13 protein-coding genes are annotated in these 15,520 nt (G+C 37.1%); 5 read left to right on the top strand and 8 right to left on the bottom strand.

Annotated elements, in window-relative coordinates:
• Positions 1 to 26: 26 nt before the first annotated feature.
• The 3 genes from JCM17102_RS10195 to JCM17102_RS10185 all read left to right on the top strand — a co-directional run bounded on the left by JCM17102_RS10195 (position 27) and on the right by JCM17102_RS10185 (position 2,353).
• Complete coding sequence (locus JCM17102_RS10195; protein ID WP_025075042.1) at positions 27 to 851, top strand: hypothetical protein; 825 nt, start codon at positions 27 to 29, stop codon at positions 849 to 851.
• Positions 852 to 856: 5 nt separating this feature from the next.
• A complete protein-coding gene (locus JCM17102_RS10190) occupies positions 857 to 1,609 on the top strand; it encodes a WG repeat-containing protein (protein WP_159106325.1) in 753 nt (250 codons plus the stop codon).
• Between the two features lie 69 nt (positions 1,610 to 1,678).
• Positions 1,679 to 2,353 (top strand): DUF2971 domain-containing protein, encoded by a 675-nt coding sequence (locus tag JCM17102_RS10185; protein ID WP_136498332.1) that lies wholly within the window; start codon positions 1,679 to 1,681, stop codon positions 2,351 to 2,353.
• Positions 2,354 to 2,408: 55 nt separating this feature from the next.
• Here JCM17102_RS10185 and JCM17102_RS10180 read toward each other — a convergent pair whose 3' ends face one another.
• Entirely contained in the window at positions 2,409 to 3,140 is a 732-nt protein-coding gene (locus JCM17102_RS10180; protein ID WP_136498331.1) for a hypothetical protein, read from the bottom strand.
• An 88-nt stretch (positions 3,141 to 3,228) separates the two neighbouring features.
• Complete coding sequence (locus JCM17102_RS10175) at positions 3,229 to 3,975, bottom strand: hypothetical protein (protein ID WP_025075038.1); 747 nt, start codon at positions 3,973 to 3,975, stop codon at positions 3,229 to 3,231.
• Between the two features lie 186 nt (positions 3,976 to 4,161).
• Here JCM17102_RS10175 and JCM17102_RS10170 point away from each other — a divergent pair, with 186 nt between their 5' ends.
• On the top strand, positions 4,162 to 4,641 hold the full coding sequence (locus JCM17102_RS10170) for a hypothetical protein (protein WP_025075037.1): 480 nt from the start codon (positions 4,162 to 4,164) through the stop codon (positions 4,639 to 4,641).
• A 100-nt stretch (positions 4,642 to 4,741) separates the two neighbouring features.
• Here the strand turns inward: JCM17102_RS10170 and JCM17102_RS10165 are convergent, their stop codons facing one another.
• The 4 genes from JCM17102_RS10165 to JCM17102_RS10145 form a co-directional block, all read right to left on the bottom strand.
• The gene (locus JCM17102_RS10165; RefSeq protein WP_025075036.1) at positions 4,742 to 5,380 is read right to left on the bottom strand and encodes a recombinase family protein; all 639 of its coding nucleotides are present in this window, start codon (positions 5,378 to 5,380) and stop codon (positions 4,742 to 4,744) included.
• A 136-nt stretch (positions 5,381 to 5,516) separates the two neighbouring features.
• Positions 5,517 to 5,903, bottom strand: coding sequence for a hypothetical protein (locus JCM17102_RS10160; RefSeq protein WP_025075035.1), 387 nt, complete (start codon positions 5,901 to 5,903; stop codon positions 5,517 to 5,519).
• 80 nt (positions 5,904 to 5,983) lie between these two features.
• On the bottom strand, positions 5,984 to 7,003 hold the full coding sequence (locus JCM17102_RS28965; RefSeq protein ID WP_159106324.1) for a recombinase family protein: 1,020 nt from the start codon (positions 7,001 to 7,003) through the stop codon (positions 5,984 to 5,986).
• Between the two features lie 1,308 nt (positions 7,004 to 8,311).
• On the bottom strand, positions 8,312 to 12,307 hold the full coding sequence (locus tag JCM17102_RS10145) for a hybrid sensor histidine kinase/response regulator transcription factor (RefSeq protein WP_025075032.1): 3,996 nt from the start codon (positions 12,305 to 12,307) through the stop codon (positions 8,312 to 8,314).
• Positions 12,308 to 12,993: 686 nt separating this feature from the next.
• Between JCM17102_RS10145 and trxA the strand changes: the two genes are divergently transcribed.
• Positions 12,994 to 13,476 (top strand): thioredoxin, encoded by a 483-nt coding sequence (trxA, locus tag JCM17102_RS10140; protein WP_025075031.1) that lies wholly within the window; start codon positions 12,994 to 12,996, stop codon positions 13,474 to 13,476.
• A 629-nt stretch (positions 13,477 to 14,105) separates the two neighbouring features.
• Here the strand turns inward: trxA and JCM17102_RS31520 are convergent.
• Both JCM17102_RS31520 and JCM17102_RS10125 read right to left on the bottom strand, forming a co-directional pair.
• Complete coding sequence (locus tag JCM17102_RS31520; RefSeq protein WP_275564364.1) at positions 14,106 to 14,234, bottom strand: hypothetical protein; 129 nt, start codon at positions 14,232 to 14,234, stop codon at positions 14,106 to 14,108.
• Between the two features lie 43 nt (positions 14,235 to 14,277).
• The gene (locus tag JCM17102_RS10125) at positions 14,278 to 15,231 is read right to left on the bottom strand and encodes a manganese catalase family protein (protein ID WP_025075029.1); all 954 of its coding nucleotides are present in this window, start codon (positions 15,229 to 15,231) and stop codon (positions 14,278 to 14,280) included.
• Between the last annotated feature and the right edge of the window lie 289 nt (positions 15,232 to 15,520).

Raw genomic sequence — 15,520 nt, 5'->3', positions numbered from 1 at the left:
ACGAAACAATATTATTAACGCTTAATATGGCAAAATTCAAAATCACCCCAAAGACAACCGTTGCCGACCTCAAAGAGCAGTTCGGCAATGAGGTCGGGTGTGTCCTCCGTGTCTATCAAGGGCGCAGTGAGGCTCCCGACGGAGCGAACTTGGTATCGCTCGGAGCGAAAGAGGGCGAATTGGAATGCAGGACAAGCCGAACAGTAGGCAAGTTTGAGGAAGCGTTCCAAGACGAACTCAACCTAAAAGTAAAAGTCTATACCAAAGACAATTGGGTCAAGGTGTTAGACGGTATCACACTCGCAACCGCAGGTCAGCTTCCCAACGGAATGACTAAGGCGAAAATGGAAGAACATCTTTCTTATCAGAGAGATGAGGAAGAAAACGCAGAAGTCGTGAATGAAAAAGCGACTGAAAATGTGGAAGTTCCAGAGGAATACAAAGGTATTTTGCTTATCGACATCAACTTTGCAAAAGTTGATTTGCCTGAAGATGAAAATTCCTATGAGGATTATGCCAAAGAGATATTCGGCAACAACAACGATGGAATTGCAGTTCTTTATCATGGCGTTCCCGATGATGACCAATACGCAGTTGTCTATTCTGAAGACGAACGTTCGTATGACTGGTTGATGTCTGAGGCAAAAAAACGTATTTCCAAACTTCCCGATGGAGAAGAAAGCACGTTATACTTGTCAGCTTCCATTGATTTTTACTCTGAAGATGGAGAAGAAGACCTTTATTCATGTGATAATATCGTCGGTGTAGCCTCAATGAGTTCTGCGATGGAGGCAATAAACATGAATATTCCTACGATTGGGAAGAAGAGTATAAGAATGGGAAAGCTATAGTGCGAGTGAATTTTGGCAATGGTTCCTGCATCTTTATCGCATATGCCAACGGAGGCATCGAAATGTTGGACTTGTCCGATGAACAGTTCGACTATCTCACTCGCAAAGCTGTACTTGATTCTGCTATCAAGTATCACAAAGAACGTGAACTTTTTACATATAAACAACATGGTAAAGTTGGTTATATCAATAGAGAAGCTCAACTTGCAATCCCGCCTAAATTTGATGATGCACGGGATTTTTATGACGGACTTGCCGTAGCAGAAATCAATGGGAAATACGGATATATCGACAGGGACGGTAACATCGTGGTTGAACCGAAGTTTGACTACGCTTCTAATTTCGGAGGAGGTCTTGCCCAAGTAAAAATCAATGGCAAAAATGGCTTCATAGATAAGAACGGTAATTTCGTTCTCGAACCGGAATTTGACACCATCTATTCTTGTAAGAATACTGATGATGAACAGTTGTATGTGGTGTCACTTGATGACAAATGGGGTATCATGAATGGTGACTTTGAATACATTGTCCGTCCTACGTTCCTCGACCTTAGCGGTTTTAAGGAAGGCTATGCGTCTGCCCAATCCGCAGATAACGAACTCTTCGGAATGGTAAACTGTAAAGGAGAGTTTGTATTAAAGCCACAATATCGCAAAATCACCAACTTCTATAAGCAAAATGGAAATCTGGTAATCTTCGCGGTGACGGTAGATAACGAAAAAATCAAAATTGACATCAACGGCAATATCATACCATGATGATAAAAGTGAGAAAACTCACACTTTCTCAACACTGTTGACAGTCAATGACTTTTATAACAAACGGATATGCAAAACATCTTGCATGTCCGTTTGTTTCTTAGAGTAGAATTTTGTAACTTTGTAGAAAAAGTTGGCACAATGGAATATTTCTATAAATACCGCAGTTTGGTAAATATGAAACGGTTTATCGACATACTGATGAACCGTAGATTGTATGCTTCCAAATATTTGGAGTTGAACGACCCAATGGAGGGCTACTTTCTATACGACCAAAATGTTCTTCGGAACGTTGTATCTAAACTACGCGATGAAAGAGCGACGACCCTAATATGTTCATTATCAAAAACTCCGTTCAATGGTCTTATGTGGTCAATGTACGGCGATGAACATAAGGGATGTTGTATAAAATTACGTGTGACCTCGCCTAATTGGAAAGAAGTCAACATTGACTATACTTCCGAAAGAACTCTTATTACTGACCGAAATGCCTCTATTGAAACCATATTGGGGAAAAAGTCCGTTCAGTGGCAACATGAGGAAGAAGTTAGGTACATAAACACCAACCCTAAATCTTCGTATCTGAAAATTGAAATAGACACGATATATTTAGGCGCAAAGATGACCCGAGCCGATGTTAGTTTTTACACCGAACTCATAAAAATGGCAAACAGAGCTTTCCCTCAGAAAAAGCCTATCGAGATTGTAAAACTCACAAAGGATGATATAGATTTCGGTTTTTAACCGAAATAATCAACGAATAGAGAACACCGCCTAAAAACGGTGTTCTTTTTTATCATTAAAAAAGGATGTCTTCATATTTAGGTAATAACTCCATTCCTTTTTTATAAGTCCATTCAACTATCTCATCATTCGTTGGATTTGTTTTCATAAATTCTTCCAATGCTTTTTTTGCCTCAATATAGTCCCATATATTTTTAAGATATTCTCTCATATTCATTTTATCAATATCTTCCTCCATTAATCTGCCATTTTTAGGATTGATGCGAATAAACAGAGTTTTAGGATCAAACATAGCCTCCAAGATATGAGTTTCATATCCTTCAAATTCGTAGTCATAATATCTATCCCCATTTTGAAAATGCTCCATGTAGGTTCTTTTTCCATATTTAGGAACACGAAATTCATTGATTTTCTGAATTACGCCCCATTTTGCTCCATCAATATAAGCTTGTAAGTCGTCGAATACTCCCTTTCGTATATTAGCCGCATTCTCCCTCTCTTTTGTATATCTATCTCGTAAAACTTGAATATTGTTTTCTTTTTCTGCCAACGTAGCTTTGAGTTCTTCCACCTGCTTTTTCTGTTCCTGTAATTCATCGGTGCAGGAGCATATGAGTTCGATGTCGTAGGGTGTACTTGTTATTAACGCTTTCTTCTTCTCTTTTTCCAAACGCTCAACGGCATATTTGAGGCGTTTTCTTTCTTTTTTGACTTCCGTCAGTTCCTTTTTCTGTTCGTTGATTACCTTTTCCAATCTGGCAATCGTTTGGTCTTTGGTTTCTCTCATATAGGTTTTTGGATTTTTGATTAACATATTGAAAGAGGGTGGATATTTTAGAGGCGGTTTCTAAACTCCACCCTCTTTAGGTGGTCTTTTATAGTTTGTATTTGGAAGCTGAATAATCCTTTTTCCATTCCGTTTTCCAATTGCAGACTATTTCACCGCTGAAATCATTGTGGAGGAAGATTTTTTCATATTTGGTTTCTCCCAAAATTGCCGTCAGTTCGGCTTTTAAGTTGGTGGACTCTCTGAGAGCCTTTATAAGACCTCTTACGAGGGTTGTCTGCTGTTTCATTCTGATTTTGAGGAAATCGGGTGCTTCGCTTCCGATTTTGAAATTGATGTTTTGGGTAAGCATTTTGTCGATGTCCTCAACTTCCTTATAGGAGGGTATAACCTCCATTAGATAGTGTTTCATCGAATAGCGCATATGTTCATCCATTCGGAACTTATAGCCGTTGATGTAGAAATGCTGTTTTGTATTGTAGTCGCCGTTTTTGTAGATGGTTACGGTTTTCATCATCTTTATATTGGGGGAGCCGTAATTCACTCCATTTTCAACAACCGTTTCGATTACTTCCTCTACATCGTTTTCGGTTTTGGTGGCAACGGTGCTAACGGTGGCACTTTTTACGTTGCTGACGGTGTTGTTGTTTTTGCTGTTGCGGATGACGGTTTTAGCTGACTTTTTCATATCTGTCTGATTTTTATAGTTAATATTCTGTTTTTTAGAGGTCGCTTTTCCTTTCGGTTGGCTTTCTTTCCCTCTCTGAACACATATACCAAATGAGGTGTCGAAATTTAGTTTGGAGGTCGATTTTAACATTTCGTTAACACTCATTTTTCAATGTTCTTTTGGGGTTGCTTTCCTTTGGGTCTGCCATTCTTTCCTCTGAATACATATAGCAAATAAGGGTCGGATATTTAGTCGAAGAATGAGTTTTAACACTGCTTAACATTTAGGCTGATATGTTTGGTTATCTGCTGAAAAATCAGTAATTTTACACTTCTAAACCTCAATACCACAATGGATAAAAAGGATTACGACATATTAGTGTTTTTGGACTATTGGGATAACCTCAATCCGACTTCTGACAGTCAGATAGGCTTTACATTCGCCCAATTGGATAATGAAGATGAAGCTTCAGAATTTGGAGAAGTCTATACCAATGATTTTTTATATAAAAATCCAAAGGAGGCAATAAGGGAGGAAATCAAAAAGCACCGTCCCAAATGGGTTATAGGATTGGAAAATTCCGCCACCCTCCTTTTGCCTTATCACAATCAGAAAAAAATATTGATAAATCCGACTGTAACGGTAGATGATTTGAATTGGGTTACAGCCGAAACCATAAGGGACACATACGCCTTTTTCAGTGCCGATTATGAAAAGGATTATGAGATGTATTCAAGGGTTTACCGCAATGTGGCTTTCTATCCAATACAGAGGCTATTGTTTATCAGCGATATAAGTTCGGCTATTAAAGAGATTTTATCCGAACATTGATATTATATTGATGAGGATGATTTAGCGTATTAAGCGCAATATACCGTTGAAATAACCCTCCAATCAGTTGCAGTGCATAAGATTGGAGGGTTTGATTTGTTTATTGCCTTACTATATCCCTTATTTTCCGTATGGTGTTGATTGAAGTTCCTGTAATGACTGAAATGTTTTTGAGCGACAGACCCTTACGGATGAGTGATATTTCTTTTGGGTACTGCTCTTTATAGGTTTCAACACTTTTCCTATATGTGGAGGGGCGACCCATTTTTATTCCCTCCTTTCGACAACGGTCAATATATTGTTTACGACCGCTTTCCATTCGCTCCTTTATAGTAAGTCGCTCCATTGACGCTATTTCCAAAAGGATAGTACATATAAGTGAAGTGATTGGATTGGGTTTACCGTTGGCATCCAAAGTTTCTATGTTGTAGTTCTTTACAAATAGGCTCACTCCGTTTTCGGTTAGGAACTGAATTATTTTAAGTGCCTCCAATGTGTTTCTTCCCACTCTGCTTATTTCCAAACATACAACCCTCTTTATCCGATGTTCCTTTACATATTCCACCAATGAAAGGATTTCTTCTCTTTCCTCTATCTTTTTGGCACCGCTGACCTTATTGGCGAATACTTCTGTCACTTCCCAACCGACCTTTCCGCAATAGTCAGTCAGTTCGTTTATCTGCCGTTGGTATTCCTGGCTGTCAGTGCTGACCCTCGCTAATATAACTACCTTGTCCATAATGTTTTGTCATTTCTTTTCATTATGGATATATATAACAATCAAACCCTATTAATTTAAGATAAAAATTTAAAATAATAGGGTTTACGATTGCTTTTTATGCCGATTTCAATGTTAAATTAATATGATTTCGGTTTTAATATGTTTTCTGAATTGATTTTCCCTTTAGGTGGTATTCATCAATAACTCTCACTCCCCTTTCCCTATATCTTCCACCGCTTTTCGCTTCATATACCGTAACCACATCATTAATCCGATTGAAAATACTTATATGGGCGGTAAATTTGGAAGGACGTTTTATTGTTACTTTCTTAATCACTTTTCTAACTATATTGATTTTGTCATCTAAAGTCATTGCACTTTCATCAAAAATCTCTTTAAGGTCAATGTCTATTAACTGTTGATGTTTAACTACTGACTCATTTGTGAGTTCCAACAATCTTTGTTCCTTTTCCTCCTTTTGTTCTTTTAATGAATAGATCAGTTCTTCTCCTCTTTTTGTTGAGAGGTTGCCAAAAATCATCCGTTCCTCTACCTTATCAATTTTTTCGATGATTGTTTTACCCTCCTTTTTTAGAGTTTCAATCTTAACCCTAATTGTGTCTAACTCCTTTTGGAGTTGAGACGATAGAGGCTTTTGTTCATAATGTATTTTTGATACATCATTTTAGCGAAATCCCAAACGATAGGGTCTAAATACAGTCGTTTGATACAGCAACCATATCCTTTTGTTTCGCTATATGACTCTACACCTCTTTCTCCAAACATTGGTAAACCGCTATTTTCATCGAATACCAACCCTTTAAGTAGGAAGATATTTTTATGACTTTTTTTGGGGCATCTCTTATGGGCGTTTCTTTCCTTTTGTGCTTTTTCAAACATTGTTTTAGAAATGATTTGAGGGTACATTTCATTCCCAATATAGATTTCTCTACTCAACCAATAGTCGATACAATGGAAAAGTGAATGTGGGGAGGTTTTAGGAAAAAGCCCTTCTTCTTTAAGTTCTTTTGTTATAACCCACATTGACTTCCTATCATTCACATATTCCGAAAAGATACGTTTTATGATTTCAGCATTTTGGGGGTGTAGAATGTAGAACTTATCTTTATCAGTAGTGTAACCGAATGGAGGACGCCCCCCACTATGTTTTCCCAATGCCCTATTATAACGACGTCCTCTTAACATTCTTTCCTTTTTAACCGTCATTTCGGTTTCTGAAAGGGTTGAGTATAAAGCAAATATAATGGCAGCAGTAGTTGACATTTTTCCGTCCTCATCCAAAAGCTTCATATAAGGTTGAAGACAGATTAACTGTATCTTCCTTTCAATTAGATAATCCCTTATATTGAAAAGCATTGTTTGGCGACGGCTTAATCGGCTTAATTCATAAAGATACACAACATTAATGGAGGGGTCGTTGTTGATGTATTCTTTCATTTTATTAAGACCGTTTCTTTCTTCTTCTGAAAGTTTGATTGCCGACTCCTTATCTTCAATTATGATAATGTTGTCATCAGTATAACCGTCTTTTTTTACTTCTTTAAGGACGGTTTCAGTTTGTTGCTCCAATGTCTGATGATTGGAACTTACTCTACTTAATATGATTGCTTTATTTTCCATAAATAGTCCTTTTGTCTTTGTACCCATATATCCCAAAAGCACCTCCAAAATTTAGTTATGGCTTCTGCTTTTTAATGGATTTTTTGAAAAAGACCATTAGCCATTAGTGGAGGTGGAAGAAAGGGAGGCTCTTATTGGTCGTTTTCAAAAATCGGATAGAAGATATAAAGGAGGATTGGAGGTAAAAAGGGATTTTATAGCCTTTATCAAAATTTCAATGTCCTCTTTTCCTTTTTCAATCGTCATTGAAAAGGAACACTCTAATATAGATGTAGAAAGGCGATGTTTATAGGCATTTCCGATTTTAACGTATTTTTAACAAATGGAGTGCTGATTTTGTGATAATGGTGTGTATTTAGTTGGTTTATAGGTGTATATACACATTAATATGGGAGGTAGCTATTGGAGTCGATAACCGTTGATAGTATTTATATATAAAGAGAAAGAGCCGTCCACCCTTTTCATTCAACCTATAATCGGTATTAGATAGGTTATGGCATTGGTATAGTGGTGATTATAGAGGGATAATCGAATTGTAGGTAGTGAATGGGGATTGAAGCCGATAATATCTATATATAAAAGGAAAGTCCAAAAGCATTGTATATAATACCTATCGGCATTATTAAACCTTATACCAACAACATTTACAATAAATTATAGCGGAATATGGAGAGGACAGCTATAACAGCCAATCCCATTCAATCAAATAAAGTATATATAATAGAAACCGTCCTCATTCTATATTAATACCTATTCCCATTATTAATTGCGATAATGCTATATATTTCAATACCTTACACCGTTCAATAATGCAATAGGCTGAATTATTAGATGTTGGGGTAGTCTGAAACAGTCGCCAATAACCATTGTTAATGGCTATAGGCTATTGAAACTCCAATAGGCTTTATAAGGAAGATACCAACGTTGAATAACCCCTTATAAGGATTAAGCACCAATCACTACTCAATGGCTATCAAATGCCTTTAACTTCCTCCACTTTTGAAAAATCTCTAAAATTGCCCCAAATCACTCATTTAACTATCACATAAACAATAACATACACCGCCAAAATCCATAAACTATGTTTTTGGCATATTTTTATTTATGATTTTGGAAAGAATTAGGTAGAATATCTCCTATAGTCTCATCTGAATTGACCCTATAATATGCCTTGGCTAAGCTACCTCTTAAAAAAATCCATTATGTCTTGCACATCATTCCAGTCAGGAAAAACGGGAGGATTAGGACTGAGGAGGAATGATGTGTTTAAGGTACTGGTTTTCAAATTGGTAATATTTTTATTAACCATCAATCTTCTGATTTTTTATTAAATTTGCTTGGACTTACATTGTAATATTTCTTAAATACTTCACGAAAGTATTTTGCATCCGAGTAGCCGATCATGTAAGCAATTTCCGTTATCGAATATTCGCCTTGTTCCAGCAATTGTGCGGCATGTTGCAAACGTATCATCCGGATATAATCAGCCGGAGCGTAACCGGTCAATGCCTTTAATTTGTTGAAGAAACTAGTACGACTCATGTGATGCTGATTACTGAGCATGTCTACGTTGAAGTCCGGATTTTCCATGTTGTTCTCAATACATTTTTTGACGGAGGCTATGAATTTCCAATCCAAGGTATTGGTGCAGTTGTTCGGAAGGTTCTGTTCTTTATCTTCAATGCTATTATAAACTTGACGGAGCAAAGTACGATTTGTAAGTATATTCTTGACCGTTGCCTTTAGCATTCCCACACTGAAAGGTTTCGAGATATAGGCATCCGCTCCGATTTCCAGTCCTTCAAGCATATTTTTCTCATCACTCAGTGCAGTCAACAAAATGACTGGAATATGAGACATCTCAAGATTACTTTTTATAACTGAGCAGAGTTCATTTCCGCCCATCTCGGGCATCATTATGTCGGATATGACGAGATCCGGGTTAAATTCCCGTATTATGATAAGTGCCTCCTTTCCGTTGGGGCAAGACTGGATATTATACCCCATTCTGAACATATCAACAAGATAATTACGTAAATCATCATTGTCTTCCACTATCAGGATACGTCGCAAAGAACTGTTTACCTGAGATATTTTCATGGATGGTAATTCTAAAGTATCACCACCAGGTATAATAGTCTCCGAACACTCATCCGGTGTCTTGGGAGAAATGAATTTTGCTTTATTGAGATGGCTGTTTCCTTTTGGAAAAGTAATTTGTACACAAGTTCCTTGATGCTCAGCACTATGAATCTGAATCCTGCCTTTGTGTAACTTGACCAGTTTGTATACCAGCATCAGACCGATTCCACTACCTGTCACTTTCAGGTTAATGACATTACTACTCCGAAAACAATTCCTGAACAATTTCTTTTGGTCACATGAGGGAATGCCGATTCCGGTATCTTCCACCTCGATGCTCCAAGAATTTCCTTCTTCACAGGCATAAATGCGTACACTACCACCTTCAGGTGTATACTTCAAAGCATTTGATAGGATATTCTTTAGAATAGATCCCATCTTGTCACTGTCAAACCACACATTCAGATAGTCAAAATTACTTTCATAAACAAACTTGACATGTTTCATCTCAGCAAATTTACGGAAAGTGGCGCAAATATCATTCATAAAGGTATTCAGTTCATACTCGGCAACATAGAGAGTGGAAGAGTAAACATCTATCCGTTCGAAGTTGATCAGGTTGGTCGTCAACTGAAGTAATGTATTCACATTCTTAAGAGCCATATTTACATGGGGTATCGCTTGTTCGGTCACCATATGATTTTCTACGACTTCCTCCAACGGAGCTTTTATCAATGTAAGCGGCGTACGTATGTCATGAGCTGTATTAATGAAGAACTGTGTTTTCTCGTCCGACACCTTCTTCTGTTTATGCAACATGATAATACGGAATATGATAACCATAACCAGAATCAACAGGATTGCATATCCTACTATGGCCCACATACTGGCCCATATCGGAGGTGTTATAACAATCTGAATGCTCCTTGTTTCATAGATTTTATACTTCTCTTCATTGGATACGGCACGAATTTGTAACGTATAACTGCCGGGAGGCAATTTCCTGATAAGAATTCGGTTGTCCGGGGTCGGATGGCTCCACTCTTTATGATAACCGTCTATTTTCCATGAAAAAAGAATGTTGGATGGATAATCATAATTAATGGAAACTACATCAATGGAAAACGTGTTTTGTCCGTAGGCTAGCTCCAACCGTTTAGTCTCGTCAATATCTTTTTCCAAAGGTGATCCTTCATCACCCGGATAAATAGGATGATAAGCTATCATAAAATCACGTAGTAACAGACGTGAATAATGCGGTTCTGGTATCTTTATGTCTGTGGGAAACTTCACTGCCCCATCATTTCCACCGAAAATAAGCGCGTTTTTGTTATAGGGTGTAGCAGCACCGGCATTAAAATTGACGCTCATCAATCCTTGTTCACGCGTCCAATTACGGAAGAAGTGTTCCTCAGGTGAATAAATCGTTATACCATTCTCCGTACCCATCAGGAGGCTTCCGTCATGACGCGGAAGAATTGTATAAATATTGTCGGAAATCAATGCACAGTTGTCACTTCGGTACTGATGAATAAATTTCTTCTTATGGATGTCATAAACAAGAAGTCCGGCTCCACGGGTACCAATGTACAGGATGCCATCCTCTCTTTGATATAATGCGCATATATAAGGAGACTCAATAGGTAGGTCAATATATTGGTAAATTCCAGATTGCCTTTCAAGTTGATAGAGCCCCATCCGCGTACCAATCCACATATGCCGGGCATCTTTTTCCTGAATGGTAGTGATAGAACTTACTCCCGGATATAAACGTACACTTTTAGTCTCAAGGTTGATGCGTTTCAAATGATAATATCCGCCAGACCAGATATCGCCGCATGAGTCTTTTTTAATGTCATAAATATATTGATCGGGCCGTACTCCTGCCATAACAGCAGGAGAAAGATAATTAATTTTAAATCCTTCCTTCTTTTCAATCTTGTATATTCCAGACATAAAACCACCCGCCCATATTACACCGGGAGAAACTTCACATAGTGCTAAGAATATGTGATTTTCATCATCTGGTACCGAATCAAAGGAACTAAAGAAAGAACGCCATTTTTTTGTTTTAGTCTGATAGAAGCTGATACCGTTACTGGTTGCGAACCAGAGGTCACCGTCACTGTCCTCTATCACATCATGAACTTGGTCATTTACCAATGAACGGTTATTACCAAGAGAGTGCTTTATCAAATCATAACTTCCATAACGGTTGTTGCGGATAGTAATACCGGTAGGATAATTGGCAAGCCAGATGCGTTCTTCTTCATCCACATAAACATCATTGATGTTGTTTCCGTTCATCCCGTTATAACTGCTATAATCAGCTGTTATATAAGGCTCACCCACGCAGGTATTTACATTCAGTTTAAATACACCTTTTCCACCAGTGGCTACCAGAAGTTCATGAGCATTCAAAGCTACAATTTGGTTAACCTCTACATTATTGAGGGATTGACAGGTAGTGATTTTTCCTTTTCCAGCCATATCATATATAAGTATACCCTCTTTGTAGGTTCCCACAAACAGCTGTTGTGAAACTGCATGATAATAAAGTTCATGTACAGGTGCGGTGATACTTTCAACAGCTTCATCAGAAACGAGTTTTAGCTCTCCCTCTTCTATCTCGGCACGAAACAGACCGCTTCCGGTACCGATAAAAAAATGATTGCTATCTGTCTGCTCGATGGCAGTTATTTCACCGTCCATCGGCAGTGGCATATGTAATGCTGTTCCGGTATGGGTATTATACCAGGTAATGCTATCCTTATCACATAGCCAGATGTTGTCATTCTTATCCAAATAACCGTAATTCAGAAAGGCTTGCGACTTATTTTTGAGCAGTTCCGGATGTACATAATCCAGTTCGAACTTATCATGTCGGGAATCATACCTAAAAATACGGCCTTTCTGGCCAATTACCCATAATACATTCTTGTTGTCCATATAGAGCCAATTTAAGGCAATTCGTGAATCCAACATCATGTTGTCATCTGAAAAGGTGTAATGCTTTATATGTTTGCCGTCATAACGGTCTATTCCCTCCTGAGTCAGAAACCACATATATCCCCGTTGGTCTTTTTGGATATGGTATATTTTCTGATTATTCAGACCGTCTTCCAGTCCTATGTACTTATAAATTTGGCACCTACTTACAGAACTACTGATGAAAAGGACAGTAAAAAGAAAAATTCGTCTAATGTTTAAAGTTATTTCCATGTTTCTCGCAAAAGATTCAAAAAGATATTTGCAAAATTATAAAATATTGGTTAAATATCCATCAAAATGAATGAATTTTGTTTCGTTAAAATAATATTTGCGTTTCAGGTAGTTATGCAATAAAAAATGGTGAATGGAAAATTATATAAGTAGTCGGATGTTGAGAATGATACTTCAATTTACTGTTCATCAATATTTTATAAAAAGATAATTTGCTTTTGATTTATAGTTCTATCATAATGTTGTCATATGGTATACGTTTGTTTCGAAATGGGTAAATTTCAATAGCCCTCTTTCACAAACTATATTTTGTTTAATGCAGTTATATTATATTTCTGTAAGTTCATAAAGAATCTTATCCTCTGTATGAGATTTTGACATAAGATTGTTTTATAAGAAACATATAAATTAAAACCATTTAAAATTAAGATGATGAAAGTATATATTAAAAAGAATTGGCTCACTTTTGTAGGAATAATAATTGGGAGTAATAGGAGGATTCTTTATCAGTATATTCAAAACAGATAATACAGCAAAAAAAGACAGATTAACAGTGTTTTGATATACAGCTGGTGAACAACATCTCTTTATCTAGTGTTTATCGCACTAAGGATACTGCCGTATGTCTGCGGAAGGATTAACATTGCGGTATCATTAAGAAAGTAATAACCTAAAAAAAGAGAGCAATGAAAAAGTTTATTCTTGGTTCTTTCCTATTTATGGGAATGTTATTGTTTGCTTCCTGTTCGGGAGCATCTGGAAACAAACAGGTTGGTTCGGCAGATACAGATCAAGCTGGAAGAGCGCAATCAGGTCCTATTCACTTGACCCGCGCAGAATTTTTAAAGAAAGTAGTCGATTTTGAAACTAATTCTAATGAATGGAAATATCTGGGTGATAAACCTGCTATTATTGACTTTTATGCTGATTGGTGTGGTCCTTGTAAAAAGATGGCTCCGGACATTGAAGAACTATCCAAGGAATACGCAGGAAAGATATATATTTATAAAGTAGATGTTGATAAGGAGCAGGAGTTGGCCAGTGCTTTCGGTATTCAGAGTCTTCCAACTATTTGGTTTGTTCCTATGAAAGGAGATCCACAGGTGAGTGTGGGAGCTTTAACTAAAGAGCAGTTAAAGGATAGAATTGATAAAGTCCTTTTAAAATAGTATGAACAAATAATTAACTGTATCTTAGTAAGAAGCGGGGATTGTTTATTTATAAGACAGTGGATTTCTCGATATATAAGGAGGAAATACAAATCTTGGGCAAGAAGTCGGAAACTAAATAAGAAAAAAGGACCAAGCATAAAATGCTTTATCCTTTTTGTCTTTAAATATTCGAATATTTCTCGAGATCGGTTTTCATCATTCTTTGTTTAGCCATGTCACTATTTTTTCTTTGAAAAAGAAAGTATAGAGGAATGCGCCTATCCAGCTTGTAAGGACTACAGTTAGGATAGCTATAAGTTTCTTTCCTGATTGAATTTTGAGGAGGCTAATTTCCCAAGCACATTTTATTGTTAGTACTAGTCCGACGAACCAAATAGCAAGAATATTCATACCTATATAAATTTGATAAGAGTTTGATTGAATATTATGTTATAATAATTGACTTTTGGGGTTACCTTCCTTTTGGTTCCAACGAGATGATATGTATATTGCTAGTAAACATGCTGAGATGATAAAGATTTTCTTTTTCATATGACATTTAGTTAGATGGTTAAATAATGGCCCTGTAGAGTTCCCGATGGAGAAAAAGAGTTCTCCATCGGGATAAAGACATAAATTTCACTCTGTTAGAATATCAGACTATTTCTTATCTGATTTCTTTTTTGAAGCAGTAGCTTATTTTCCTTAGCCTTACTTTGTGCACTTTTCTTGTCACTTTTTGCTTCCATTGGTTTTTTCTCAGTTTTTGTTGTCATAAAGTTAAGTATTTAAGTTAAACAATGAAAGAATCCGGAAATATTATTCCCTTTTATTCTTTTTATTTTCATATTTGCACCAAGACATTTCCCCATTAGGAATACTGGAAAGTATTTCATTGCTGCGTTCTTTAGCTAATTTTTTATCAGTCTGGTGTACTTCCTCTTCTGTCCGTTCAGTACCTTTTGGTTCACGCTGAAGTAATCCATCAGTGTCTCTGACTTCATTTATCGGATCCTCGATATATTGCCATTCTTCCTTGAGTCTGGTACTTTCACCTTCATTCCATGGTCCACGAACTTCTTTTCCTTTAGAAAGATTGAAATAAAGATTACTATATCGAGGGGATGTTTGAAATACACCTGGTGGGAAGTTGGGCTGAATTGTTTCTAATGCAGCTTCGAATTGTTGAAAATGAGTCACTTCACGAGTCATAAGAAATACAAGTGTTTCCTTCACGAGTGGATCATCTGTAAGCGGGATGAGATTTTCGTAACCTATTTTAGCACGAGCTTCACCAGCCATATTGGACCGTAGGTCTACCGTTAGATCAGCATTGGCCGACACATAAGTAGCACACCATGGATTACCATTACTGTCTGTTAGTACAGGGCTTCCAGGAGCTGTTACCAAAAAGGCAGGGTTAGTGAAAGCTTGGTGAATGAGATCTTCTTTGCCTGCTTTTCCTCCCATCATGGTACGTAAGGGAGTATCTTCCATCACATCTTTCATTTCTCCATTTACAGGTCCAAGAAGCATTTGGATAGTTGCACCAACGATTTCAAGATGGCCGAATTCCTCAGTGGCAATATCCATAAGCATGTCATATTTGTCAGGGTGGGGATTATGGCAACTAAATGCCTGTACAAAATACTGTAGAGCAGATTTCAACTCACCGTTGGCTCCACCGAATGCTTCAAGCATCACACGTGCAAAACGAGGATCCGGCTGTGATACTCGAGCATTGAACTGTAGATCTTTTACATGGTAAAACATAATAGATTCTTTTTTAATTAATAATTTAGGTTAATTAGATGTACATCTGTATTTTTATGAATAAGGTTATCTCTGATGGGCCGTAAATACTGACCAATAAGAGTTTATCCAATCCATTTAATAGAATTGCTCCGATAGCGGAAATGATATAATATGCCCAATATAATACATAATACCAATTTTTAGTTAAGTATTAATGGTTTATGGAATTATAACAGGTAGAAAACCACCAATTCCGTTTGTGAAAAAAACGCAGTGCGTAAAAGAATAGTTTGTGCTAAAAGAAGGA

Origin of the sequence: Bacteroides faecichinchillae JCM 17102, assembly GCF_000614145.1 — a bacterium.
GTDB lineage: Bacteria > Bacteroidota > Bacteroidia > Bacteroidales > Bacteroidaceae > Bacteroides > Bacteroides faecichinchillae.
Note: the sequence above shows the minus strand (reverse complement) of the source record. Positions and strands in the feature narration are given on the sequence as shown.

Coding starts and splice junctions, on each gene's coding strand:
- JCM17102_RS10160 (WP_025075035.1), bottom strand. CDS start 5,903: ATGATTTTTGGCAACCTCTCAACAAAAAGAGGAGAAGAACTGATCTAT.
- JCM17102_RS10185 (WP_136498332.1), top strand. CDS start 1,679: ATGCAAAACATCTTGCATGTCCGTTTGTTTCTTAGAGTAGAATTTTGT.
- JCM17102_RS10175 (WP_025075038.1), bottom strand. CDS start 3,975: ATGAGTGTTAACGAAATGTTAAAATCGACCTCCAAACTAAATTTCGAC.
- JCM17102_RS31520 (WP_275564364.1), bottom strand. CDS start 14,234: ATGACAACAAAAACTGAGAAAAAACCAATGGAAGCAAAAAGTGACAAG.
- JCM17102_RS10125 (WP_025075029.1), bottom strand. CDS start 15,231: ATGTTTTACCATGTAAAAGATCTACAGTTCAATGCTCGAGTATCACAG.
- JCM17102_RS10180 (WP_136498331.1), bottom strand. CDS start 3,140: ATGAGAGAAACCAAAGACCAAACGATTGCCAGATTGGAAAAGGTAATC.
- JCM17102_RS10165 (WP_025075036.1), bottom strand. CDS start 5,380: ATGGACAAGGTAGTTATATTAGCGAGGGTCAGCACTGACAGCCAGGAA.
- trxA (WP_025075031.1), top strand. CDS start 12,994: ATGAAAAAGTTTATTCTTGGTTCTTTCCTATTTATGGGAATGTTATTG.
- JCM17102_RS10170 (WP_025075037.1), top strand. CDS start 4,162: ATGGATAAAAAGGATTACGACATATTAGTGTTTTTGGACTATTGGGAT.
- JCM17102_RS28965 (WP_159106324.1), bottom strand. CDS start 7,003: ATGGAAAATAAAGCAATCATATTAAGTAGAGTAAGTTCCAATCATCAG.
- JCM17102_RS10145 (WP_025075032.1), bottom strand. CDS start 12,307: ATGGAAATAACTTTAAACATTAGACGAATTTTTCTTTTTACTGTCCTT.
- JCM17102_RS10195 (WP_025075042.1), top strand. CDS start 27: ATGGCAAAATTCAAAATCACCCCAAAGACAACCGTTGCCGACCTCAAA.